Raw genomic sequence first — 24,350 nt, 5'->3', positions numbered from 1 at the left:
GCAGTTCCATCACATCCCTTCAACACTTTTTGTGATCTCTTCACATACTTTTTTTGCATCTCCGTAAAGCATCATGGTTTTATCATGAAAAAATAATTCATTCTGAATACCCGCATAACCAGGTGACAGTGAGCGTTTCACAAATAGAATTGTCTTTGCTTTATCTACATCCAAAATGGGCATGCCAAAAATAGGGCTTGTCGAATCTGTTCGTGCGGCTGGGTTTGTTACATCATTCGCACCAATCACAAATGCGACATCACATGCGCCAAAGTCACTATTAATGTCATCAAGTTCAAACACATCTTCATAGGAAATATTGGCCTCTGCAAGGAGAACATTCATATGTCCTGGCATCCGTCCTGCTACTGGGTGAATCGCAAACCGGACGCGTGCACCTTTCTCTCTTAATACCGATACCATTTCTCGTAACGCATGTTGGGCTTGGGCCACCGCCATACCATATCCAGGAACAACGATGATATCTTGCGCATTTTCCATAATAAAAGCAGCATCTTGAGGAGCACCTGATTGCGCCGTGCGATCACCCCGAATCATTGCCTGCGCAGAAGTGGATGTCCCCGCTCCACCAAGGATAACACTTATAAATGAACGGTTCATACCTTTGCACATAATGTAGCTCAAGATAGCTCCTGAGGATCCGACAAGCGCCCCCACTATCACAAGAAGGTCATTATGCAATGTAAACCCAATACCTGCAGCTGCCCATCCTGAGTAGGAGTTTAACATTGAGACAATCACGGGCATGTCCGCACCTCCAATAGGGAGTACAAGTAAAAACCCAAGAGCTAATCCAGAGCACGCGACCATAGTAAAATAAGAACTGTGTTCTGTTGTTGAAAGCATCACAATACTCACGACCAGGACTATTCCAAGAGCAAAATTAAGGTAATGTTGACCCAAAAACCGTAACGGAGCACCACGCAAAAATCCCTGAAGCTTGCCAAAAGCAACCAACGATCCTGTAAAGGTAAGGGCTCCAATTCCAAGCCCGCAGCCCATCTCCACAAGTGATCCAAGGGGAATATGTCCATGATCAAGAATATTAAAGGCGACAGGATTGATAAATGCAGCCATCGCGACATACACAGCCGCCAAGCCTACCAAGCTGTGAAATGCCGCCACGAGCTGGGGCAGGGCTGTCATCGGAATGCGCTGCGCCACACGTAGGCCAATCAGCGCCCCACCAGCCAAAGCACACCACACAGCTGGCTCATATCCAAGATTGTATTGCCACACGGTGGCCACAAGCGCAATGACCATCCCAACAATTGCATAGCGATTGCCACGCACGGCTGTGCGGGCAGAGGATAGCCCCTGGAGTCCCAAAATAAAAAGAATGGCAGATACAAGGTAAACGTACGGGGTCAGTCCCATCATCGGCTATTTCCTTTTGAACATGTTAAGCATACGTTGGGTAACCGCAAATCCACCAAAAATGTTAATGGCGGCAAGAAAAACGCCCAAAATGCTGAAGATTTTCCCCCACCCCCAGAAAGAATCAGCACACCCAATCAATGCCCCAAGAATAATAATGCTTGAGATGGCATTTGTCACAGCCATCAAAGGTGAATGCAATGCTGGGGTGACGTTCCACACCACAAAATAACCGACAAAAATTGCTAAAATAAAAATAGTTATTGCCTCATAAAGCATGACCTAAGAACCCTTTCCATAGACAATTTTTCCTTCATGAAGAACACAGGCCGCCTTGACAATTTCATCCGTTTCCGTGGTAAAGCTCTTGGTATCTGGGTCCCACATGAGCTGAAGAAAGTTGTATACATTTTTGGCATAAAGCAAGCTACAGCTTTGGGCCAGGCGTGAGGATAAATTAGTATACCCAACGATGGTAACTCCTGATACGACCACTACCGCGTCCGGTTTACTCAAAGAACAATTACCCCCAGATCCAGCAGCCATGTCAACAATCACGCTTCCTGGACGCATAGATGCTACCATCTCATCCGTAATCAAACGCGGAGCTTGTTTTCCTGGGATGAGGGCTGTTGTAATAACAATGTCACTTTTAACAACACTCTCTGCTATTCTCAGTGATTGGCGCTCTTTATACGCAGCCGACATTTCTGTGGCATATCCCGATTTTTCGTCATCCGTGACATCAACGTCAACGGCAATAAATGTAGCACCGAGGCTTTGTACTTGTTCTCTAACAGCCGGACGTACATCAAAAGCACTGACCACCGCTCCCAATCTTTTAGCCGTTGCAATAGCCTGAAGGCCAGCAACCCCGGCACCCAAAACCAGAACTTTTGCGGGCGAAACGGTTCCTGCAGCTGTCATCATCAAGGGAAACGAGCGACCATAGCAAGAAGCTGCCTCAAGAACAGCACGGTACCCTGCCATATTGGCCTGGGATGAAAGAACATCCATGCTTTGTGCGCGACTAATACGGGGAATAAGGTCAAGCGAATACACAGTTTGCTTCTGCCAAGACGCTCTCATCACCGTTTGATCGCCACCCAAAACACCATACGTCCCCAGAAAAACGGTGGTTGGATCAAACAACGCAACAAACTTGCTAATTCCCAGACTATCTGCCGCTGGCCGCGTTACACCAACAACGTGCGTAACACCAGCTGTTTGCTTAGGACTATCCACACACAATGCCCCTACCGCACGATAGGCATCATCCGAAAATCCCGCCGAGTCACCCGCACTTTTCTGTACATAAACAGGGGTTTTTTTGATCAAACTTCCTACAATATCAGGGGTTAAGGATACTCTTGCCTCACCAGGAACTGTTTCTTTAGTAACAAAAATAGCCATGCGTATGACGTGTGAATGTTATAAATTTCTAACACATTACATTGTCTTTGACGAGCCTACCATCCTAAAAACTCTCGGGCATCACCACAGATAAAAAAGCCCGAGAAAGCACGGGCTTTTAGAGAACAAAAAATTTTCTTTTTTACCTAGACACGGCTTGATCAACAGCATTTGCAAGTAATCCGCCCAGAATTGAACCAAGTCCTTCTTTTTTAGGGATAGGAGCGGGTTTTGGCGTAACCAACTCTTCCTCAACTTCCAACTCTTCCTCAACTTCCAACTCTTCCTCAACTTCCAACTCTTCCTCAACTTCCAACTCTTCCTCAACCTCGAGGGCAACTTCTTCCTCATTCTCATCATTTTCGGCATCAAGGAAGCTTTCAGGGAGATCCAATCCACCGTCATCGACCATGATTTCTGTTCGTGATGATGAAACAGCCGCAGGAACAAAGGGAGTTTCCTGCTCTACACCTTTTTCAGAGCGGCCCATAGATTGCTGGGTACGGGCTTTTGCCTTTGCAGCCCTGGCTTTTAACAGCGCCACAGCCCTCATACGCTGGGCAGGATCCAACCGTTTCAATGCCGTCTTTTGTTCGGGATTTAAGTCAAGTTCCTCTTCCTCTAACAATAATTCCTCTTCTTCCAAAAAATCGGTGTTTGGCAGTGCCTCTTCAGAACGGCCCATAGATTGCCGGGTACGGGCTTTTGCCTTTGCAGCCCTGGCTTTTAACAGCGCCACAGCCCTCATACGCTGGGCAGGATCCAGCCGTTTCAATGCCGTCTTTTGCTCGGGATTTAAGTCAAGTTCCTCTTCCTCTAACAATAATTCCTCTTCTTCCAAAAAATCGGTGTTTGGCAGTGCCTCTTCAGAGCGGCCCATAGATTGCCGGGTACGGGCTTTTGCCTTTGCAGCCCTGGCTTTTAACAGCGCCACAGCTCTCATACGCTGGGCAGGATCCAACCGTTTCAATGCCGTCTTTTGTTCGGGATTTAAGTCAAGTTCCTCTTCCTCTAACAATAATTCCTCTTCTTCCAAAAAATCGGTGTTTGGCAGTGCCTCTTCAGAACGGCCCATAGATTGCCGGGTACGGGCTTTTGCCTTTGCAGCCCTGGCTTTTAACAGCGCCACAGCCCTCATACGCTGGGCAGGATCCAGCCGTTTCAATGCCGTCTTTTGCTCGGGATTTAAGTCAAGTTCCTCTTCCTCTAACAATAATTCCTCTTCTTCCAAAAAATCGGTGTTTGGCAGTGCCTCTTCAGAGCGGCCCATAGATTGCCGGGTACGGGCTTTTGCCTTTGCAGCCCTGGCTTTTAACAGCGCCACAGCTCTCATACGCTGGGCAGGATCCAACCGTTTCAATGCCGTCTTTTGCTCGGGATTTAAGTCAAGTTCCTCTTCCTCTAACAATAATTCCTCTTCTTCCAAAAAATCGGTGTTTGGCAGTGCCTCTTCAGAGCGGCCCATAGATTGCCGGGTACGGGCTTTTGCCTTTGCAGCCCTGGCTTTTAACAGCGCCACAGCCCTCATACGCTGGGCAGGATCCAACCGTTTCAATGCCGTCTTTTGCTCGGGATTTAAGTCAAGTTCCTCTTCCTCTAACAATAATTCCTCTTCTTCCAAAAAATCGGTGTTTGGCAGTGCCTCTTCAGAACGGCCCATAGATTGCCGGGTACGGGCTTTTGCCTTTGCAGCCCTGGCTTTTAACAGCGCCACAGCTCTCATACGCTGGGCAGGATCCAACCGTTTCAATGCCGTCTTTTCCTTTTGTGACATGGTTGACACAATTTCTTTTGTAGAAACTGCTGGATTTTTAGGATGAGACTCCAGGCTCAGTTGTCTCGTGTTCTGTTGAGAATTTAAGTGCTCCGTAACACGGGCAGCGACAACATCTGCAATATTATTTTGCCGAGCCTCAAGGGCATTTTTTTCTCTTTCAATACGCTTGTTTTCCTCTGAAATTCTTGCAATATCATCTATTATTTTCCGCTGCTTAATTTCAACAAGCATCGCACTCCTTCTAAGCGCCATACTCTGTGAAAGAAGCCGGGTCCTTTCGGACTCTACCTCCGCAAGTTTTGCATTAATTTCTGCTACTGACTCCTGTGAGGAAGCTTCCGATTTCTTGGCATTCTCCAAAGCTTCGCGCAGCTGTGACAATCTGGCCTCTGCAGCTTCTCTCTTTGACTCAAAGGCCTCACTCTGTACTTGAGCAGACTTTAATGTTGCATTTGCGCGCGCTGTGCGCTCAGTTGCAAGCTGATGAGCACTCTGTAAACGAGCTGTTCTGGCTTGAAGTTGAGCCTGTTGAGCAAGCAGTTTTGCTTTTTCTGTTTCAACACTTGCAAAAACTCCTGTAGACCGTGTGACTGCTTGAATCATTTTTCTCTCTGCGTCCTCTTCCGCACGACGAGCTTCTTCAAGTTTGGCCTCAAGCTCCCCAATCTTACTTTCTTTTTCTGATATTTTTTCGGGGGAAGAAAGAACTTCGCCGGTATCCGCATCAACAATTCTCCATGGAGAAGATCCTGCAATACTGATGTGCTTTGTGCCAGCAACAACATCGACTTTAACGCCATCGCTAAGAGCTTCAAGAGTTTCTTTTTCCGGCGTTGAAGGGAGCTCATTCTTAGGTTGTGCGGCTAATTTTGCCATCATCTGATTAAACTTCATCGCATTGGCCGCTGTGCGCAGTGATTGCCTTTCTCCACCAGGAGAAGACACAGATGAAGGTACAGGAGAACCAGGAGAACCAACCGAACGCAACGTGCTACGATCAAAATTGGCAATCTGACCAGCCATTCCAGATGGCATCACAGGACGAGAAGGCGCATCGCCTGCACGCGCTTGGGCGGCACGCTTGGCTGCTGCCTGCGCTTGCAGTGCACGGAAATCAATCGGTGCGGAAGGAGCACCTCTTGGTGATGCAATATCCATACCTCTGGGGCCTCTGGGACCTGCCTGCCTGCTAGAAGCAGAACTACCTGCAGTGCTAGGAACAGCAAGGTTCATACCACGATTAGCTGCAGATAAACGTTGGGAACCCTGTTGAGCATCCTGGCGCTTTGCCATCATCTGATTAAACTTCATCGCATTGGCCGCTGTGCGCAGTGATTGCCTTTCTCCACCAGAAGAAGGCACAGATGAAGGCACAGGAGAACCAACCGAACGCAACGTGCTACGATCAAAATTGGCAATCTGACCAGCCATTCCAGATGGCATCACAGGACGAGAAGGCGCATCGCCTGCACGCGCTTGGGCGGCACGCTTGGCTGCTGCCTGCGCTTGCAGTGCACGGAAATCAATCGGTGCGGAAGGAGCACCTCTTGGTGATGCAATGTCCATACCTCTGGGGCCTCTGGGACCAGCCTGCCTCCCAGAAGCAGAATTACCCGCAGTGCTAGGAACAGCAAGGTTCATACCACGATTACCTGCAGATAAGCGTTGAGCACCCTGTTGAGCATCCTGGCGCTTTGCCATCATCTGATTAAACTTCATCGCATTGGCCGCTGTGCGCAGTGATTGCTTTTCTCCACCAGAAGAAGGCACAGAAGAAGGCACAGGAGAACCAGCCGAACGCAACGTGCTACGATCAAAATTGGCAATCTGACCAGCCATTCCAGATGGCATCACAGGACGAGAAGGCGCATCGCCTGCACGCGCTTGGGCGGCACGCTTGGCTGCTGCCTGCGCTTGCAGTGCACGGAAATCAATCGGTGCGGAAGGAGCACCTCTTGGTGATGCAATGTCCATACCTCTGGGGCCTCTGGGACCAGCCTGCCTCCCAGAAGCAGAATTACCCGCAGTGCTAGGAACAGCAAGGTTCATACCACGATTACCTGCAGATAAGCGTTGAGCACCCTGTTGAGCATCCTGGCGCTTTGCCATCATCTGATTAAACTTCATCGCATTGGCCGCTGTGCGCAGTGATTGCTTTTCTCCACCAGAAGAAGGCACAGAAGAAGGCACAGGAGAACCAGCCGAACGCAACGTGCTACGATCAAAATTGGCAATCTGACCAGCCATTCCAGATGGCATCACAGGACGAGAAGGCGCATCGCCTGCACGCGCTTGGGCGGCACGCTTGGCTGCTGCCTGCGCTTGCAGTGCACGGAAATCAATCGGTGCGGAAGGAGCACCTCTTGGTGATGCAATGTCCATACCTCTGGGGCCTCTGGGACCAGCCTGCCTCCCAGAAGCAGAACTACCCGCAGTGCTAGGAACAGCAAGGTTCATACCACGATTACCTGCAGATAAGCGTTGAGCACCCTGTTGAGCATCCTGGCGCTTTGCCATCATCTGATTAAACTTCATCGCATTGGCCGCTGTGCGCAGTGATTGCTTTTCTCCACCAGAAGAAGGCACAGAAGAAGGCACAGGAGAACCAGCCGAACGCAACGTGCTACGATCAAAATTGGCAATCTGACCAGCCATTCCAGACGGCATCACAGGACGAGATCCAACAGGACCGGTAGGACGTTTGCGCGCCGTTGCTTGCACAGGACGAGGAGCCGCTGACCCACGCTTAGCCGCTGCCAAATAGTTCATTGTGACAGGACGAGATCCAACAGGACCGGTAGGACGTTTGCGCGCCGTTGCCTGCACAGGACGAGGAGCCGCTGACCCACGCTTAGCCGCTGCCAAATAGTTCATTGTGACAGGACGAGATCCAACAGGACCGGTAGGACGTTTGCGCGCCGTTGCTTGCACAGGACGAGGAGCCGCTGAAGAAGGTTCAGCTTTCACCACAGCATGAGAAAAACCAAATAGACTCAATGATACTAAAAATACTGAAAGGACACTTGTTTTTTTACGCATAATACTCTCTCAAAACAATGTGGTTTTCTTTAGTGTAGAATTGTTTGGTTAAGATATTATGAATAATATAATTGAAATGTCCCTTCATTCCTCAGGGCTTAGTACTCACCAGCATAATTTTGGTCAAAACCCTCACCATAGAAGGCATTGGGGTCTTCGTAAAAACCTTCGTCATATCCGGCATTGGAATCTTGATAGGGTTCATAACCGTGGCCGGCGTTGGGGTCTTCGTAAAAACCTTCATCATATCCGGCATTGGAATCTTGATAGGGTTCATAACCGTGGCCGGCGTTGGGGTCTTCGTAAAAACCTTCATCATGTCCGGCATTGAGACCGAACATCCCGTTAGTCCCAAATTCACTACCCTCGTTATGCTCAAAACTTTTGTTCCATGATTCTTGTGGGAATCCATATTCCCCCACCTGCGCTGCCATACCAAGACTTTCTTGTTGGAATCCCTCCATACCACCTTGGTGATACGCTTCGATCGCATTCCCAGCACTTCCCGGAACTACCTGCGCTGCCATACCAAGACTTTCTTGCTGGAATCCCTCCATGCCACCTTGCTGATACGCTTCGATCGCATTCCCAGCACTTCCCGGAACTACCTGCGCTGCCATACCAAGACTTTCTTGCTGGAATCCCTCCATGCCACCTTGCTGATACGCTTCGATCGCATTCCCAGCACTTCCCGGAACTACCTGCGCTGCCATACCAAGACTTTCTTGCTGGAATCCCTCCATGCCACCTTGCTGATACGCTTCGATCGCATTTCCAGCACTTCCCGGAACTACCTGCGCTGCCATACCAAGACTTTCTTGCTGGAATCCCTCCATACCACCTTCTGCATAACTGTTTGCATAGTCCTGCACAAAACCTTCTGGAGCGACACCTGCTGCCATACCAACTAATGATTGGGTATCACCTGCCATCCCAGCCCCAGCAACTTCCTGCATGTTCTGAGGAACAACATCCTGCACGATACCCCTAGCAACGTGTCCCAGAAGCCCTCCCGTAGAAGCGTTTGCTTGCTGAGCAAGAGTACTTGATTTTTCTGTAAGGCCTGAAAAAGTTTCACCTGAACCGAAAAAGCTTTTTTCCTGAGGACCTTCAATATCATCACTACCCTCTAAATCGTAGGAATCTTCATCTAATTCATAAAAATCGCCTGGTTCATCGCTGTCAGGGCTATTGTCTGATTGTTTCTTCCTTTTTCCTTTGCGAGAACCCTTTTGATCCGAACCGCCAGACTGCTTGTCGCGGGCGGAATCATCGCCTGGTTCATCGCTGTCAGGGCTATTGTCTGATTGTTTCTTCCTTTTTCCTTTGCGAGAACCCTTTTGATCCGAACCGCCAGACTGCTTGTCGCGGGCGGAATCATCGCCTGGTTCATCGCTGTCAGGGCTATTGTCTGATTGTTTCTTCCTTTTTCCTTTGCGAGAACCCTTTTGATCCGAACCGCCAGACTGCTTGTCGCGGGCGGAATCATCGCCTGGTTCATCGCTGTCAGGGCTATTGTCTGATTGTTTCTTCCTTTTTCCTTTGCGAGAACCCTTTTGATCCGAACCGCCAGACTGCTTGTCGCGGGCGGAATCATCGCCTGGTTCATCGCTGTCAGGGCTATTGTCTGATTGTTTCTTCCTTTTTCCTTTGCGAGAACCCTTTTGATCCGAACCGCCAGATTTCTTGTCGCGGGCGGAATCATCGCCTGGTTCATTATCTTTCTTCCCTGATCGGACGGCTTTCTTAGAACCTCCACGGGCCGGAGCTGCCCCCTTTTTAGCACCCCCGCGAGCCGGAGCTGCCCCCTTTTTAGCACCCCCGCGAGCCGGAGCTGCCCCCTTTTTAGCACCCCCGCGAGCCGGAGCTGAATCTTTTTTAGCACCCCCACGAGCCGGAGCTGAATCTTTTTTAGCACCCCCACGAGCCGGAGCTGCCCCTTTTTTAGAACCCCCACGGGCCGGAGCTGCCCTCTTTTTAGCACCCCCACGGGCCGGAGCTGCCCCCTTTTTAGCACCCCCGCGAGCCGGAGCTGAATCTTTTTTAGCACCCCCACGGGCCGGAGCTGACCTTTTCTTAGAACCCCCACGAGCCGGAGCTGCCCTTTTCTTAGAACCCCCACGAGCTGGAGCTGCCCTCTTTTTAGCACCACGCGAAGAACTCACCGATGTTTTACTGCTGCGTGTGGGCCTGGTAGATTTTTTAGAAGCAGTGCGCGCAGAACGTGTATTTGACTTAGTACTCTTTGAGGTGCGGTTAGAAGTACGATTTATACGAGGACGAGTAGATTTACTCCTTGTAGAAGACTTTCTATTTGCAGTTTTCTTTTCACGATCAGCCCTGCGCTTTGCCGCATCGGCCTTGCGCTTTGCTGCTGCAGCTTCTCGGGCCTTTTGGCGTTCTTCTGCGCGTTTTTTCCGGGCTGCCTGAATACTTGCCCGTCTATTAGAGCTGGTAACTACAAAAGGTAAATCTTGACTAACTCCTGCATGTGATGATTGAAAAAAAACAATCGACTCTTTTGCCTGAAGATTAGAATATACAGAAATATTTAAAAGTAACAGTAAAAAAAATCGTATGTAATTTCTCATGGGAAAAAATATTTTTTTTTATTATAAATAAAGAATCATAATAAAATCTTAATTTTTTATACTTATCTATCCTCAGAAAATCAGAAAAATGTTATTTTTAATTTGACGATTGGTTTCCTTTTTGCAAAAACTTCATAAGATTCTTAGAGTTTGTAATGTCCGAAAACCCAGACAAAAAGACAATGATCCGCAGAGGATGGTGCGCCGTCGCTCTTGGAAGTGCTTTTTTTTGTTACCAATTTATTGTCCGTGTTTTTCCCAACATTTTGCATGATGAGCTCATGGATATTCTTAATCTGAACACGGCTTCTTTTGGAGTAATTATCTCTGCCTATGGATGGGCATACGCCCTTATGCAACTTCCTCTGGGGCTTGCGATTGACCGTTGGGGACCACGCTATCTTGTATCAAGTGCTTCACTTTTATGTGCAATAGGGTGTCTACTCTTTATTGTTGCAAAAAATATTTACGTTGCATGGATTGGACGTTTTTTGATGGGCATGGGCTCAGCGTGCGGATTCATGAGTTGCGTCAAGCTGGCAACACTTTGGCTCCCTACACGTTTCCTGGCGCGCGCAATCGCCCTTACTATGCTCTGCGGTACTTTAGGAGCTGTTCTGGGAGGGACCCCCTTAAGTTTATATGTAAATGCTGTAGGCCCCCATGCATGTATTGTGACACTTGCAGGACTGGGGGTCGTGATGGGTCTTCTTCTTCTCTTATTCATTCCTCACGCACCACCACCCAAAAAATTTCTGTCTTGCCCTAAATCCACAGGCACGCACAATCACCCTTTGGTAAATCTCAAAACTATTATGCTTAACCCACAATCCTGGATTATAGGGACTTATAGCATGCTTATGTACGTACCTATTACTGTCTGGGGCGAAGCGTGGGGAGTCCCTTTTGTGGAACGTGCCACCCAATCGACTGAAAAAATGGCTGCCATGGCGATTACGTGCATGTTTGCAGGAGCAGCCGCAGGAAGTCCTTTGTTCACAGCTATTTCTGATTTATGGCGTAGTCGGCGATTCCCCATGGTTCTTGGCTCAGTCTTAGCCCTTGCTACAAATGCTATGATTGTTTTTATTGCCGATATACCGCTGATGGGAATGTATGTTCTGTTTTTTTTGGCAGGCCTTGTTTATACGGCAAAAATCCTTACTTTTTCATCTATTTGTGAGATTGTTCCGCGTTCTATGAGCGGTGTGTCCGTAGCGATGGTAAATGCGATTGTTATGATGACAGGACCTATTTATCACCCCCTTGTTGGACATCTCATTGAAAGTCACGCCACTCGTGGAGGCCTTTTACCAGCTGATTATATCTACACATACATGGATTATCATGCTGCACTGTATGTTGTTCCTCTCTCAACGCTGGGGGCCTTTTTCCTTGCTTTTTTTATTAAGGAAACACATCCTGATCGCCCCTCTTCCTGATAGGAACGAAGCGATACTAACGACACATTTTTACGCGCGACCGAATGGCCTCTACCGTTAAAACCTCAGGAAAAACATAACCGTGAGGACATTTGGGACTGTAAATAGCATTAAATGGAATACCATAACGACCGTGATTGTTAATAAAACGAGTAATTTCCGAAGATGGACGTGTCCAGTCTCCTTGTAAAATGAAGACTTGTTGATCCTTAAAATCTTGAATAAGGCGACTATCTGAAAGAATGAATTTTTTATTCGCGATACACGTCACACACCAACGCGCAGTAATATCAACAAAAACTGTTTTTCCTTCTGCAATCAGTGTATCGAGTAATATCTGTGAAAAGATATGGATACGCTTTTTTGCATCAATGACGGTAGACTCACCTGAATGCGTGTTTTCTGTCTGAATTTCCCCCACCAGTACGGTGCTCAGCCAGATAACCGTCACGAGAAGGCTAGCACCCAGAATAATACGCAACCGTTGCATCCAGGGTCCCGGTCGCGGAAGGTAATGATAAAGAGTGGGCTTCAGGATTATTACAAGATAAGGAATCCCAAATCCTACTCCGAGAAATGTAAATACAGCCACAATTGTGGCCGCATCATGTGTCAAAGCATAGCCCACCGCGGTTCCTAAAAACGGTGCGGAACATGGTGTCGCTAATACTGTGGCCAAAAAGCCCAATCCAAAATCCCGCCACAGCGTGTCTCTAAACCTTGAAAAATTAATCCCCATAAAAAGAGGAAGCCGAAACTCAAATACCCCGAACATATTGAGCGAAAAAATTATCAAGACAATCATCATGATGCCAACAAAAACCGGTTGTTGAAAGTGCATTCCCCACCCAACATGAACCCCAAATTTGCGCAAAAATATCACTGCCACTGCCAAAAGCCAAAAAGACACCATAAGCCCCGCAAACGTGGCCAGAGATTTTCTAACGACGCTTTCCCGGGAAAAATCTCCTTTAGTCAATGCCATCAGCTTTAAAGATAAAACCGGCAGCACGCAGGGCATAAAATTCAGAATAAACCCTCCCAAAAGTGCCATCAGAAGAATAATACCGATGCTTCCCCCAACAGAGGGCATTACTTCTTTCAGCGGCACTGGTGGAAGACTTGTTATCCCCCTCTGGTAATCCTGCAGTGATGGTAAAAGTGTTGCCAATTTTTCATCAAAAAAACGACATTCCTCCCGACAAATCGAAAAAACAATTCGCATAATGAAATCCACGGGAATCTTCGAATCGTGGGGATATACACGCATAGTAACCGACGCTCCATCACGCAAAGGTCTCTTAGATTGGGGCCATGTAATTGTGAGATCACGGATATTTTTTCCTTGATCTGTTGTAATGCGAGGCGCAATACCGTCAACAGCCTGACCATCAGGGTGAAGAATTTTCCAGCCACTTTCAATATGGAAAACAAGCTTCACATCAAGGTACTCTTGCGTGGGGGAGTGCGCGGGGATTAGCTGAAGGGTAAAACTCACAGGGTCTACAGGCTTTGCCACAAGCGGAACAGAAGCGGCGCTCAAGAACACTAGCCATCCTACTAACAGCATGTATCGGTTCACGATAAATACCCTCACTGCCCTACACTCTTTGCAACGATTGCCTTCGTGCAGTGTATCCAATTCTGTTGAATTTTACACGAAAAAACTCGTGTGATGTGTGTCGGCTCTGTGATACCACCGACGGTAATAAGCCAATGCCATTCCCAAAAGAACGAAGCTCAGAAAATACCATACCCCCGCGTACATCAAATGCGTATTTCTAATATTGACTTTATACCCAAGCATTATTGGAAATTGTATGAGATTTTGGGGCGATAAGTCACCATTCAGCTGATACGGTTCGCACATGACATAGACCGGCATCAAATGATGCATTCCTGTATGCTTCACAATTTCGTGATAATCAATTTTAAACCATTGATTTTTAGAAGGTTTATTATCAGGACTAAACCACGATTTACGCGGAACAGGCAAAATAGTGGCCATCAACACTATCTCTCCTTCAGGGCGATCAATTTGAACACGCATGAACTGATCCCGGGCAATATCAACAGGAACCCAGCCGCGATTGACGAGTATCTGCGTGCCATTTTCCAATTGAAAGGGAGTCACCACATCAAACCCCGCTTTTTTGATACCGTAGGAAACTTCATGAGAGCGGGGATATACGTGCATTTCTCGATCATGCTGAAATGTTCCACTAATGCGCACCCGTCGATAGTAGTGATTGGTGCGCAAATCATCACCCTCAACAACAGCACGTGCAGCTACCGATGTCAAAACACCATCCAGATCCACAATGGGTTCACGTTGATTCGCATGCACGCGGATGATGGCGTTTTGCGTTTCATGGTGACGCTTGATTTGCCAAATCCCCAGATAGCTCAATACGCCGTATAGCATCACTATCAAAACAAGGAGTGTGCGGGGAAAAGTTCCCGAATTCTGATTCATCTTATCAGCGGCTCCTCAGTCATGTGTAACGTAAACCATAAAACCATATAAATACCAATAGTAACCCTACGTCAACAAGATGCACCCCTCTTGCCTGTGTCTAATATCAACGATCGTTGGCTAAAATGGCTAAAAACGCTGTGTTGGTTTTCTAGACTAGTGTGATGCAGTTTGATCCCACCAGAAACTTTTTTCCGGGATTTTTAGTCGATCAGACTTTGTGAGGAATGTAAGGTTGGACGCATGCAACGCACATGTTTGTGCGGGATGACCCAGTGGCACAACAAGATAAAGGCTTAACAATCGGTGATCAAGCATCTGAGCAGCGGACCGTTGTTCTTCGTAAGTTTGTGACCCCAAAAGAAGGCGGACCGCCTGATCAACCTGTCCATCGCGTACCTGCGCAAAATTCAAAGACCCTTTTATGTCTGCAGATTCTGTTGTCCAGCGATTACGTTGCTCGGCCCCAGGAGACTGAGACCCTGTCCACCGAAAAGCGGTCATTTGATAGTCAAAAGCCAAGACTTTCCGCCAATATTGCGCGGAATCTTTTCTGTGAATTGTCAAAGTGATTCCGAAGGCCTTAAGGTTACGAGCATAGGCAATAGCTTCCGGTTTATGCTCATCGCCCTCAAGAAGAAGACTCATTTCCAAAGGTACGCCGGTTTTTTCAGAAACACAGATCCCATTTTTAATAATCCATCCTGCTCGCTTTAAGAGTCGAATTACACGCTGATGACGGCGGCGAGGGTTTTTTATGTGAAGCGGTGGAGCTTTCTTTACCTGCGCAACAGAACTACCCGCTACCAACGTGTCACCTGCGCAGGCAGAAAAATCCGTGTGCATAAAGTAACTATTCGCACGCACATAAGCTCCCCCATAAAGATTATGTGCTATCCACCCCCAATCACACGCCAGCACCATCGCCTTGCGGAAGTGATAGTTATCAAAGGGAAACTGACGCGTGTTCATGACAAAACCGAGCATTGACTTCGGTTGCACGTTTGAAGCGCACGTCAAGGTAACATCACCCCGTGTGAATCGATCAAAGGTATACCCACGCAAGCGCCTGCGGATATTTTCTTCAATAAAAAAATCGCCTTCACCTGCTTTCAAACCCTCAAACCCCACATTAGCTTCGCGAAAATATGTAAACGTCAGTTTCTGAAAGTTGTACCGCCCCTTGGCAATCATAAGTCTCGCACGATCGCCCCAATAATCAGAACGGCGTACGTAACTAATACGCCTTCCATTGACAACCATACCGTAAGCGTATGGACCACTTCCAGGCAGTTTCTCTTGAACAATCTCATCTAGGTGGCGTGGGCCAATAACGTGCTTGGGTAGAACTGTCATCCCCGCTAGGACCATGATGTTTTCACGAGAGTAGTATGTTTTCCCTTTCTCCGTGGGGTGATCACATGCTTTCATAACAAAGCGTACCGTATGAGGGTTTTCAACAACAATCCGTGCAACAGATGCGTACAGATTGCGAAAAATGATGCGGCCTTGGGTACGTAGCACCTCGCACGTAAACGCTACATCCTCTGCACTGACAGGCTTTCCATCTGCCCACGTTGCTTGAGGATTTAACGAGAATCGCACCCAACTGTTATCCGGGGCCACTTCTACGTAAGATGCCAACCACGGATAAAAGGTAAACGGCTCATCAGGGTTACGGTACATGAGGCGCTCAAATACCAAAGGCTCGTCAGTAATCCCATTTCCACAAGCAGGAATTCCTTTATTTGCAAAGGGAAACAAGCAATCGAAGGCATTGCCAATCACGATCGTTCGCAAGTGCGTATCACGTCCCATAGAGGCATGAGGATTGGCTGCTGGTAGGTGTGTGGCTGATGCGGGAATCTGCGGAGAAGCCATCAAAGTCAAGTACGGATTTTTTCCATACAGCCTGTCTTTTTGTTCACCATTTACTCCTGAAACACTTATCAGAAATAGGTACGCAACAACCGCAACTCTTATACCCATGTAAGACTACTCAGCACGATCTTTTACACAAGCATTAAAATATCAAAGATGAGCTGTCAACTTTTACACAGTGTGTTAGTATTTCATATCCTTGCAAACGAAAACCCAATGCATGTCTGTACACGCGCTCATTGTTGGATCAGGCCCCGTTGGAATGGCCCTGGCCTTAAGCCTTTCACGGGGGGGCATTCCCACCACTCTTCTTGAAAAAGGTCTCGCGCTTTTTGATAAAGCAAACGATTCTCGCGTCTATGCATTGAGTGCCGGAAATGCTGATTTCTTACGTGATTTGGGGGTGTGGGAGCAATTAAAACCCCATGCAACCCCCATTCATACGATTCGCGTGCAAGAATCCGGAAGTCTGGGGGGGGTTCTTTTTGATCATCCTGTACGCCACGGAAGTTCAGGCGAAAATTTGCACGGATACATGATACCCAGCACGGCACTCTGTCAGGTCTTACACAAGGCTGTGCGGGATTGTTCTGAGATTACATACCAAACCGAAACAGCCGTTACACATGTTCACCAGGACAGTGATTCCGTCACGCTAACACTTCAGCAAAAAGGCCCTCACAAAACAACGCTTCGCGGCAATGTCGTTTTTGCCGCTGATGGAAAAAACTCTATGATCAAGCGTTTACTTGAAATTTCTGAGGAAAAATTTTCTTATGACCACGCAGCCCTCATATGCAATGTCACGCATACAAAACCTCATCATAATGGGGCCGTTGAAGTGTTCACACCTTTGGGCCCGCTGGCATTTTTGCCTCTTCAGGGCAATAAATCGGCCTGTGTATTTTCTATGGCAAAACGCTTGGGAGACTCTTATGTCCGTCAGAGTATGGATGTTTTTACCCATAAATTGGAAGAGCTTTTTCCGGATTACGGAACCTACACCTTAGATACACCCCTCTCCTCATTTCCCCTAGTGGCAACGTTTTCCCCTCAGCCTGCTCGGAACCGGGTAATGCTATGTGGAGACGCAGCCATGACTATACACCCCGTAGCAGGACAAGGATTAAACTACGGCCTTAAAGATGTTCGTGCGATATATGATAACATCGCACAGATGTCTGTAGACGGTGATATTCCCACAGTGTTATGTACAATTCAGAATGCCCGCATGACCGACCGACGCATCATGCTCCACGCAACAGATGGAATTATCCGGATTTTTGCCCTAAAAACCCCTGGGATTCGATGTATGCGGCAAGTGGGAATGTCTTTGATCAACCTATCACCATCTATCAAATGGCTCTTTACTGAACGAGCGGGGGCCTAAAGGCGGATTGTGGAAATCCAAAAACCATGTTGACAATTTGCTATTCTTTAATAGAATGGCTCGTAATATGGTGCAATGCCAGTTTGGCAAAAAAATAGTTCTTAACTAAGAACACTTCGCGATATAAGTGTAGCCCCTTTGTCCTAGTGAAAAACTTTATAAAAACATTCTTAAGGGTCTGGTATTGGGGCAATGAAAAGATCGTATTGTTTATTCGGCAGGAGAGGAACCCATGAGCATGCCATTTGATTACGATGCAATAGTCCAAGAAGCACTCCTTGAATCTATTGCACGCATCCTCAAACGCGTAGCGCAAGATGGTTTACAAAATGACCATCACTTTTATATTACCTTTCGCACAGACAGAGATGATGTCAAAATTCCAGCTTTTTTGCGTGAGCGCCATCCCTATGAAATTACCATTGTTATTCAGCATATGTTTTGGGACCTCAAAGTGAACAGCGATGGATTCGCCGTGACACTCAGTTTTAATAACGCACCTGAAACAATTGAAGTTCCCTTTAGCGCCTTAATCAGTTTTGTCGATCCTTCCGTGCAGTTCGGCTTACACTTTGTGCCCTCCACGCGAGAAAACCCGGATGGAACCCCATCATCCCGCGATGAGGGATTAAGAGGGGTCAAGATCACTTCTGCAGGCACGCCTACCGCTTCGGTCCCGATAGATACGCCACCGCCTACCCTGTCTGGGGAAAAGGTTGTCCAGCTTGATCGCTTTCGCAAATAGGCTACTGTGGCTTATTTTTTATAGACTTTACCTTTTGTGCCATCATCCCAAGTAGTTTTCCTAAAATTTCACTATATCCTGTTGACATTTTTCCCAAAGGGACAAAGATACAAAAAAGTAGTGCGAATAATTTGTGATGCTAGACAAAGAGCCCTTTATATCATGTCAACCATCCTGTAGGATTAGGACAAAAGGTTCTTACCTACAATCAAATGAGTGTAAGCACACATTAATGCATACATCTTCACGGCCATCGCCCCATTGTTGGCCTAAGATTAGAGGTGATTTCATCTCACTAATACAGGCACATATCAAACGTTTATTCACTCCCACTCTCCCAGCGTTTGGATTAATCGAGATACTTATAGCACTTGTCGTTGTCGGTTTTTTCTTGCGCAACAGCGTGGGCGAACTTTTTGGAGGCGTCGATGATGCGCGCATCAAAAGTGCCATCAGTCAATATACTACTATCCGCGGGGCAGTAATCCAGTTCGTTGAAACGTTTGATGCACTCCCTGGTAATTTTTCTGAGGCGGATCAAGTATTTGGTCAGGATAGCCCCGTTGGTAGAGGGGACGGACACATAAGTGGTGCTGGTCTTGACGCCCCACATAAAAGTGAAGCCGCTGCTTTCTGGCTACACCTTTCTCAAGCCAAGATGCTGTCTTTGCCCGATATCATCGCACCTGATAGGCCTTTGCGTCCAAACATACATATGCCAGATTCCAGTTTTCAATACGCGGCATTCAGCGTCAAAGAGAGGCCATTTGGATGGAAGGGGGTCTGGCTTGTCTTGGGTGCAGTGAACGGCTCGGACACTGATGGAGGCGCATTCACCCCCCTCCAAGCAAAAAAGTTTCTAAAAATATCGGGACTTCGGGCCCCGCAATCTGGCAATACCCGCATTGCAAATGGACGAGGACTTGACACATGTCTTTCTCACAAAGACCGCCTTAATTTTCGATCAGGAGAACGCGCATGCACGGTATACTTTCGTCTATGGGGGGGGTAATTCGGCGCGGACACAAAGCCTTATTATCCCTGGAATACCAGGCTTTTGGTCTTATAGAGGCTTGTGTATCTCTCATTATTTTAGGTGTTATTCTTTCACTGGGCTTGCGTTACAACACTGTGCAAACACAGCGAATCAAAGCCCATCAATACAACCAAGTACGCGCGGAAATCAAGCGATCTTTCCGCACCTACTACATAGTAAATCGATCCTATCCACTCCCCTGTGGAGCATCCGATAGGGGAGTATCTCCTGAACATGGTGAAACACAGGTTTTTTATAAAAATTTTTTACCTTACAAAACTCTGGGTATTCTGAGCCGAATGTCAGAAAGTCCCTTTATGTATGCTGTATGGGGAAGCGCTACGACAGTACCACCTGCAGCTATTATACATACTGCTTCTATTGATACAGCCAGTGTTGACCTCGGCGATCAAGCACCCATTCAGGCACCATCCTTGATTGATGGAGGTTTTACCGTTCTGGATTCCACACGTACAAATATTATAGACCCCCGCCATCAAAAAATAGTGGTCATTGTGGCTAGTGCAGACACTCTCAAGCGACTCACACACAAAGGAGAGCTTACCCTAAGCCCCGCCGAACGCAGAAATGTTATTCTCATCACCCAGGCGAAAGCAAAAAAGCCATAGGCCCTTGTACAATAAAAACCCTAAATTCCGCCCCTAAAACATTAGGACAAGAGGTCTTTATTTACTTTCACACAGGATTCCTGTGTTCTCTTACGCTATGTATTCACATGAAAAAGTTGAAAACAAAAGGTGTTTCCATACTCACACACAAGGCATTCTGTTGATTATATCAACTGAAGAACCGTTGACAGAGTGGCGCTCTTTGATCTAAATACACGCTATGAGTTTAAGCTATCAACACTGCTATCACGCTGGCAATTTTGCCGATATTCACAAGCACTTATGGTTGATAGCTACGCTGCGAGATCTACATAAAAACCACCAATCAATTTTCTGGATAGATACGCACGCAGGACGAGGGCTTTATGATCTTAATGCGCCAGAGTCTCTCAAAACCCAGGAAGCATCCTTTGGTATTCTTAAGGGTTTTGAAACATCTCTTTCTTGGTTTGACTCCCATATTCATCAAACGTATAAAAATATCATTCACGCATTTAATCCCCAAGGTGGGGTATCTCACTACCCAGGCTCACCACTTATTGCTGCACATCTCCTCAGAAAAAATGATCGCATAGCATGTTGTGAGCTACATCCACAAGAATTTATACATTTGCGTCGTGTCTTGGGAACCTATCCAAATGTTGCTATTCGCCACAAGGATATCACCAAGGAACTCCTTCACTTAATGCCTCCACCAGGCACAGCCGGGGGGATGCTGGTTGACCCTAGCTATGAGATCAAAGCCGAGTACGATACAATTCCGCTTTTACTGATCAGGGCTCACCACAAATGGCCACAAGGTGTTTTTATTCTTTGGTATCCCATTCTCAGCGCGGGTCGCCATAACCGCATCATTGATATAATCAGCGGCCAGTTACCCCCCCATTACTATACGATTGATGAGTGCCAAGCCCCTTACATACCAGGAGGACGCATGTTAGGATCCGGGATAATCCGTATCGAAAAGAGACCCATATGATACCTACTACGAGGGAGGATGGGAAAAAACGCTGCTTTGGAAATAAAACCGGACAAGCCCTCTACGCACACTATCACGATACCCAGTGGGGCATTCCTTTGCACGATGACCGCCTTCTTTTTGAAATGCTTATTCTAGAAGGGGCGCAAGCAGGATTACGTTGGGAGACGATACTCAGCAAACGGGAGGGATACCGGGAGGCCTTTCATCATTTTGACCCTGGAAAAGTAGCCGCTATGACTGATAATGAGCTGGAACACTTGCGTGAAAATCCAGACATTGTGAGAAATCGCCTCAAAATATATGCTGCACGCACAAATGCCTCCTGCTTTATATCAATTCAAAAAGAATGGGGCTCTTTTGATGCTTATGTATGGAATTTTGTCACTAACGTCCCTATCCGCAATCAATGGAAAACAGTAGCGGAAGTTCCCACAAAAACGCCACAAAGTGATGCTCTTTCGAAAGACCTGAAACAACGTGGGATGACATTTGTTGGCAGTACTATTATGTATGCATTTATGCAAGCTGTTGGCATGGTTGATGATCATCTGGTAGATTGTTGGTGTCGGCAGCAATAAAGAAATTCACCATGTCACGTATCTATCCCTCTCTTTTTATCTGTCTTGCTGTGTTCTTTCTATATGGCACCCCTATCCATGGGGGATGGGAGGAAATTATCGAAAACCAATGTCCGACATCATCTGTCTGTAAAATAACACATGAGGATAAAACCTACTGGGTAAAGCGTCCCGAAAGCAAGAAATTCGCCCAGTCCGTTGTCTGGCGCATGCGCATCCTTCAGTGGCTTATTCCCCTGCGTATGCTCAAACCACAGGTATTCACCTCTCCCACCGCACTCATGAACCAAGAAGTTTCTCGCTTACAAACATTTCATCAAGCAGGCATCAGCGTACCTCGCCTTGTTTATCGTGCCCAAAATACCCTTATACTCACAGATGTCGGAATGAATGTAGAAATTCTCCTGCGCATTGATACATCCCCTGATACACGTATCCGCCTTCTAAAGAAGGTTGTACGGGCCATAAAAATCCTGCACACGAAGGGACTGTATCACGGCCGTCTTCTACTAAAAGACGTCTCCTACAAAAATGGGAGGGTAAGTTTCTTGGATTTGGGTGAAGCTTTCTGCGGGCACATGGATATATACGAAGCACAGGCTCGAGACATTCTCCTATTTATGTATGCCGCTCTTCCTTTTATCAACAATGATCATAAAATTCTTCAAGAAATCCTCGGTTATTACGGAGAATATTCTGACACGGTTATAGAGAAACTACGTACCACACGCCGTTATCTCATTCCTGTCTATTGGTTGATACTCCCCTTTGCACGTTTTCTTGGCAATGACACCCGTCGGGCCCTTGTCGCCACACGCACACTTGGTATCGTTTTAGCAACACTGTCTCACAGGATTCCCACGACTACTACGGGCTCACCTCAATTGTTTTATCCCGGTACTTATGCCCATAAGTCATGATTGAGGAAGATGAAATGCATTAGCCAAAACGGCGGTGACTCTTTTAATGGCCGTTCCACCTTCGAACACAACAGTCGTCACATACGCACGGATTAGGAGGCCTTCTGTGGAGAAATATAGTGTATCCTCCCGGCAAACAGGCCTTATAACATACAGCGGGATCAGATTACCTTATTTTCCGTGGTGTACTTTTTACTATCTGCCCTTACTCCCCTTAAGACGACGAATAATCTCAACCTTTGCACGAATAGCCTGTGTATCTGTATGACGAGATTCCTTAGCATAGGTTTCAGAAGAACGATTTTTACGCTCTTCAATAGCAGCAATTGTTTTTTCCAAAGAAGCCTCATCAAGCGCATCAATCCGCGTGGCTTCTTCAGAAATTACAGAGGTCTGCGTATTCGTAATTTCCAAAATACCCCCAGTAACGTAAAAAAACTGAGTCTTTTGCGCGCCATAACGCACAATAACAGGTCCCGAGTCCAGGCACACAACCATCTCCTCATGGCCCGATAAGATTTCCATTTCCCCTGAAAGGGCACTGACATAAAGACTCACCACCTGCTCATCTAATATAACGCCCTGCGGTGTCACCAGTGAAACGGAAAATGTATGCGACATACGATATACCCTTAAGACGTCAATTTTTTTGCTTTATCATGTACGTCATCAAGTGTACCTGTCATATAAAAAGCTTGCTCAGGAAGGTGGTCACACTCACCCTCAATGATCGCATTAAAGGCTTCAATTGTTTTCGCAAGAGGAACATACGCACCTTTTGATCCCGTAAACACCTCAGCCACAAAGAATGGTTGTGACAAGAAGCGCTGCATTTTCCGCGCACGCTCAACGATTAGCTTGTCTTCCTCACTGAGCTCATCCACTCCTAGAATAGCGATAATATCTTGCAAGGACTTATACGATTGCAAGATGCGCTGCACTTCTCGGGCAACATCATAGTGCTCTGCCCCCACAACGGCAGGGGTAAGCGCACGAGAACTAGAGTCCAGAGGATCAACAGCAGGATAGATTCCAAGCTCAGCAATTTTCCGATTTAACACAGTCGTTGCGTCTAAATGCGAAAATGATGTCGCTGGAGCCGGATCTGTTAAATCATCGGCCGGGACATAGATGGCTTGAACACTTGTGATAGAACCGTGCTGGGTGGAGGTAATGCGCTCTTGAAGCTCACCCATTTCTGTAGCGAGTGTGGGTTGATACCCCACCGCAGAAGGAATGCGTCCCAAAAGCGCAGAAACTTCGGATCCTGCTTGGGTAAAGCGAAAAAGATTATCCACAAACAACAACACATCCTGACCTTTCACATCACGGAAATATTCCGCTTGTGTAAGGGCCGTCAAAGCAACACGCGCACGGGCGCCGGGAGGCTCGTTCATTTGACCATACACCAATGAAGCTTTTGATTGTCCTTCGAGATTAATGACCCCAGATTGAATCATTTCATGGTACAAATCATTTCCTTCACGGGTACGCTCGCCTACACCAGCAAACACTGAATACCCTCCATGTGCGCGAGCAATATTATTGATCAACTCCATAATTAGAACCGTTTTGCCTACACCGGCGCCTCCGAAAAGACCAATTTTTCCTCCGCGAACATAGGGCGCAAGCAAATCAATAACTTTGATTCCTGTCTCAAGAACATCAGCGTCTGTGGACTGTTGGGTAAAATCCGGCGCTTTGCGATGAATCGCCCAATGCTCTTTAGCCGCTACAGGGCCACGCTCATCCAAGGGCTGACCCAGTACATTCACAATGCGCCCAAGGGTTTCTTCGCCCACTGGTGTTTTAATAGGTTCACCGGTATCAATCACCTCTTGGCCACGAGCCACACCATCCGTGACTTCCATGGCAATGGTACGCACGACACCATCTCCCATATGTTTCGCCACCTCAAGAGTAATGGATCCTGTTGGCATTGTGATCGATAATGCATGCAAAAGCGCGGGTACTCTTTCAGGAAAATAAACGTCAATGACCGCACCAAGGACTTGTACGATTGATCCTGTATTCTGTTGTTTTGTTGCCATTC

20 protein-coding genes are annotated in these 24,350 nt (G+C 47.1%); 9 read left to right on the top strand and 11 right to left on the bottom strand.

All coding sequences use genetic code 11. The features are described 5' to 3' along the window. Window positions 1–9: 9 nt before the first annotated feature. The 6 genes from H6849_03425 to H6849_03400 all read right to left on the bottom strand — a co-directional run bounded on the left by H6849_03425 (window position 10) and on the right by H6849_03400 (window position 9,779). Window positions 10–1,401, bottom strand: coding sequence for an NAD(P)(+) transhydrogenase (Re/Si-specific) subunit beta (locus tag H6849_03425; protein ID USO01128.1), 1,392 nt, complete (start codon window positions 1,399–1,401; stop codon window positions 10–12). 3 nt (window positions 1,402–1,404) lie between these two features. After that, window positions 1,405–1,677: an NAD(P) transhydrogenase subunit alpha gene (locus H6849_03420; protein ID USO01127.1), complete on the bottom strand. Its 273-nt coding sequence runs from the start codon at window positions 1,675–1,677 to the stop codon at window positions 1,405–1,407. A gap of 3 nt (window positions 1,678–1,680) precedes the next feature. Continuing rightward, complete coding sequence (locus tag H6849_03415) at window positions 1,681–2,811, bottom strand: Re/Si-specific NAD(P)(+) transhydrogenase subunit alpha (GenBank protein USO01126.1); 1,131 nt, start codon at window positions 2,809–2,811, stop codon at window positions 1,681–1,683. 142 nt (window positions 2,812–2,953) lie between these two features. Beyond that, the gene (locus tag H6849_03410; GenBank protein ID USO01125.1) at window positions 2,954–7,627 is read right to left on the bottom strand and encodes a hypothetical protein; all 4,674 of its coding nucleotides are present in this window, start codon (window positions 7,625–7,627) and stop codon (window positions 2,954–2,956) included. Window positions 7,628–7,725: 98 nt separating this feature from the next. Beyond that, complete coding sequence (locus tag H6849_03405) at window positions 7,726–8,607, bottom strand: hypothetical protein (GenBank protein USO01124.1); 882 nt, start codon at window positions 8,605–8,607, stop codon at window positions 7,726–7,728. Between the two features lie 170 nt (window positions 8,608–8,777). Continuing rightward, a complete protein-coding gene (locus tag H6849_03400) occupies window positions 8,778–9,779 on the bottom strand; it encodes a hypothetical protein (GenBank protein USO01123.1) in 1,002 nt (333 codons plus the stop codon). 59 nt (window positions 9,780–9,838) lie between these two features. Here H6849_03400 and H6849_03395 point away from each other — a divergent pair, with 59 nt between their 5' ends. Then, window positions 9,839–10,057: a hypothetical protein gene (locus tag H6849_03395; protein ID USO01122.1), complete on the top strand. Its 219-nt coding sequence runs from the start codon at window positions 9,839–9,841 to the stop codon at window positions 10,055–10,057. Between the two features lie 316 nt (window positions 10,058–10,373). Then, a complete protein-coding gene (locus H6849_03390) occupies window positions 10,374–11,660 on the top strand; it encodes an MFS transporter (GenBank protein USO01121.1) in 1,287 nt (428 codons plus the stop codon). Between the two features lie 16 nt (window positions 11,661–11,676). Here the strand turns inward: H6849_03390 and H6849_03385 are convergent, their stop codons facing one another. From H6849_03385 to H6849_03375, 3 genes are all read right to left on the bottom strand, one after another. Next, entirely contained in the window at window positions 11,677–13,242 is a 1,566-nt protein-coding gene (locus tag H6849_03385) for a thioredoxin family protein (GenBank protein USO01120.1), read from the bottom strand. Window positions 13,243–13,314: 72 nt separating this feature from the next. Further along, complete coding sequence (locus H6849_03380) at window positions 13,315–14,136, bottom strand: SURF1 family protein (GenBank protein USO01119.1); 822 nt, start codon at window positions 14,134–14,136, stop codon at window positions 13,315–13,317. Window positions 14,137–14,292: 156 nt separating this feature from the next. Further along, window positions 14,293–16,125 carry an ABC transporter substrate-binding protein gene (locus tag H6849_03375; protein ID USO01118.1) on the bottom strand — a complete coding sequence of 611 codons (1,833 nt, stop codon included), beginning with the start codon at window positions 16,123–16,125 and terminating at the stop codon, window positions 14,293–14,295. 112 nt (window positions 16,126–16,237) lie between these two features. On the opposite strand from H6849_03375, the gene H6849_03370 reads away from it, so the two are divergent. The 7 genes from H6849_03370 (at window position 16,238) to H6849_03340 (ending at window position 22,297) form a co-directional block, all read left to right on the top strand. Then, on the top strand, window positions 16,238–17,407 hold the full coding sequence (locus tag H6849_03370) for an FAD-dependent monooxygenase (protein USO01117.1): 1,170 nt from the start codon (window positions 16,238–16,240) through the stop codon (window positions 17,405–17,407). A 232-nt stretch (window positions 17,408–17,639) separates the two neighbouring features. After that, entirely contained in the window at window positions 17,640–18,152 is a 513-nt protein-coding gene (locus H6849_03365) for a hypothetical protein (protein USO01116.1), read from the top strand. A gap of 391 nt (window positions 18,153–18,543) precedes the next feature. Beyond that, the gene (locus tag H6849_03360) at window positions 18,544–19,164 is read left to right on the top strand and encodes a hypothetical protein (GenBank protein ID USO01115.1); all 621 of its coding nucleotides are present in this window, start codon (window positions 18,544–18,546) and stop codon (window positions 19,162–19,164) included. Continuing rightward, on the top strand, window positions 19,131–19,817 hold the full coding sequence (locus H6849_03355) for a hypothetical protein (GenBank protein ID USO01114.1): 687 nt from the start codon (window positions 19,131–19,133) through the stop codon (window positions 19,815–19,817). The genes H6849_03360 and H6849_03355 overlap by 34 nt, the downstream gene beginning before the upstream one ends. A gap of 220 nt (window positions 19,818–20,037) precedes the next feature. Further along, window positions 20,038–20,796 carry a 23S rRNA (adenine(2030)-N(6))-methyltransferase RlmJ gene (locus H6849_03350; protein USO01113.1) on the top strand — a complete coding sequence of 253 codons (759 nt, stop codon included), beginning with the start codon at window positions 20,038–20,040 and terminating at the stop codon, window positions 20,794–20,796. Beyond that, complete coding sequence (locus H6849_03345; protein USO01112.1) at window positions 20,793–21,377, top strand: DNA-3-methyladenine glycosylase I; 585 nt, start codon at window positions 20,793–20,795, stop codon at window positions 21,375–21,377. The genes H6849_03350 and H6849_03345 overlap by 4 nt, the downstream gene beginning before the upstream one ends. Window positions 21,378–21,388: 11 nt before the next feature. Then, window positions 21,389–22,297 carry a hypothetical protein gene (locus tag H6849_03340; GenBank protein USO01111.1) on the top strand — a complete coding sequence of 303 codons (909 nt, stop codon included), beginning with the start codon at window positions 21,389–21,391 and terminating at the stop codon, window positions 22,295–22,297. A gap of 195 nt (window positions 22,298–22,492) precedes the next feature. Here H6849_03340 and atpC read toward each other — a convergent pair whose 3' ends face one another. Further along, window positions 22,493–22,918 (bottom strand): ATP synthase F1 subunit epsilon, encoded by a 426-nt coding sequence (gene atpC / locus H6849_03335; GenBank protein ID USO01110.1) that lies wholly within the window; start codon window positions 22,916–22,918, stop codon window positions 22,493–22,495. A gap of 11 nt (window positions 22,919–22,929) precedes the next feature. Beyond that, complete coding sequence (atpD, locus tag H6849_03330; protein USO01109.1) at window positions 22,930–24,348, bottom strand: F0F1 ATP synthase subunit beta; 1,419 nt, start codon at window positions 24,346–24,348, stop codon at window positions 22,930–22,932. Window positions 24,349–24,350: the final 2 nt, after the last annotated feature.

The organism is Alphaproteobacteria bacterium, from assembly GCA_023898725.1.
Classification (GTDB): Bacteria; Pseudomonadota; Alphaproteobacteria; order JAUHZC01; family JAUHZC01.
Note: the sequence above shows the minus strand (reverse complement) of the source record. Positions and strands in the feature narration are given on the sequence as shown.

Excerpts from the sequence above, each read along its gene's own strand:
- H6849_03425 (USO01128.1), bottom strand. The coding sequence starts at position 1,401 with ATGATGGGACTGACCCCGTACGTTTACCTTGTATCTGCCATTCTTTTT.
- H6849_03420 (USO01127.1), bottom strand. The coding sequence starts at position 1,677 with ATGCTTTATGAGGCAATAACTATTTTTATTTTAGCAATTTTTGTCGGT.
- H6849_03415 (USO01126.1), bottom strand. The coding sequence starts at position 2,811 with ATGGCTATTTTTGTTACTAAAGAAACAGTTCCTGGTGAGGCAAGAGTA.
- H6849_03410 (USO01125.1), bottom strand. The coding sequence starts at position 7,627 with ATGCGTAAAAAAACAAGTGTCCTTTCAGTATTTTTAGTATCATTGAGT.
- H6849_03390 (USO01121.1), top strand. The coding sequence starts at position 10,374 with ATGTCCGAAAACCCAGACAAAAAGACAATGATCCGCAGAGGATGGTGC.
- H6849_03380 (USO01119.1), bottom strand. The coding sequence starts at position 14,136 with ATGAATCAGAATTCGGGAACTTTTCCCCGCACACTCCTTGTTTTGATA.
- H6849_03375 (USO01118.1), bottom strand. The coding sequence starts at position 16,125 with ATGGGTATAAGAGTTGCGGTTGTTGCGTACCTATTTCTGATAAGTGTT.
- H6849_03370 (USO01117.1), top strand. The coding sequence starts at position 16,238 with ATGTCTGTACACGCGCTCATTGTTGGATCAGGCCCCGTTGGAATGGCC.
- H6849_03365 (USO01116.1), top strand. The coding sequence starts at position 17,640 with ATGAGCATGCCATTTGATTACGATGCAATAGTCCAAGAAGCACTCCTT.
- H6849_03355 (USO01114.1), top strand. The coding sequence starts at position 19,131 with ATGCACGGTATACTTTCGTCTATGGGGGGGGTAATTCGGCGCGGACAC.
- H6849_03350 (USO01113.1), top strand. The coding sequence starts at position 20,038 with ATGAGTTTAAGCTATCAACACTGCTATCACGCTGGCAATTTTGCCGAT.
- H6849_03345 (USO01112.1), top strand. The coding sequence starts at position 20,793 with ATGATACCTACTACGAGGGAGGATGGGAAAAAACGCTGCTTTGGAAAT.
- H6849_03340 (USO01111.1), top strand. The coding sequence starts at position 21,389 with ATGTCACGTATCTATCCCTCTCTTTTTATCTGTCTTGCTGTGTTCTTT.
- atpC (USO01110.1), bottom strand. The coding sequence starts at position 22,918 with ATGTCGCATACATTTTCCGTTTCACTGGTGACACCGCAGGGCGTTATA.
- atpD (USO01109.1), bottom strand. The coding sequence starts at position 24,348 with ATGGCAACAAAACAACAGAATACAGGATCAATCGTACAAGTCCTTGGT.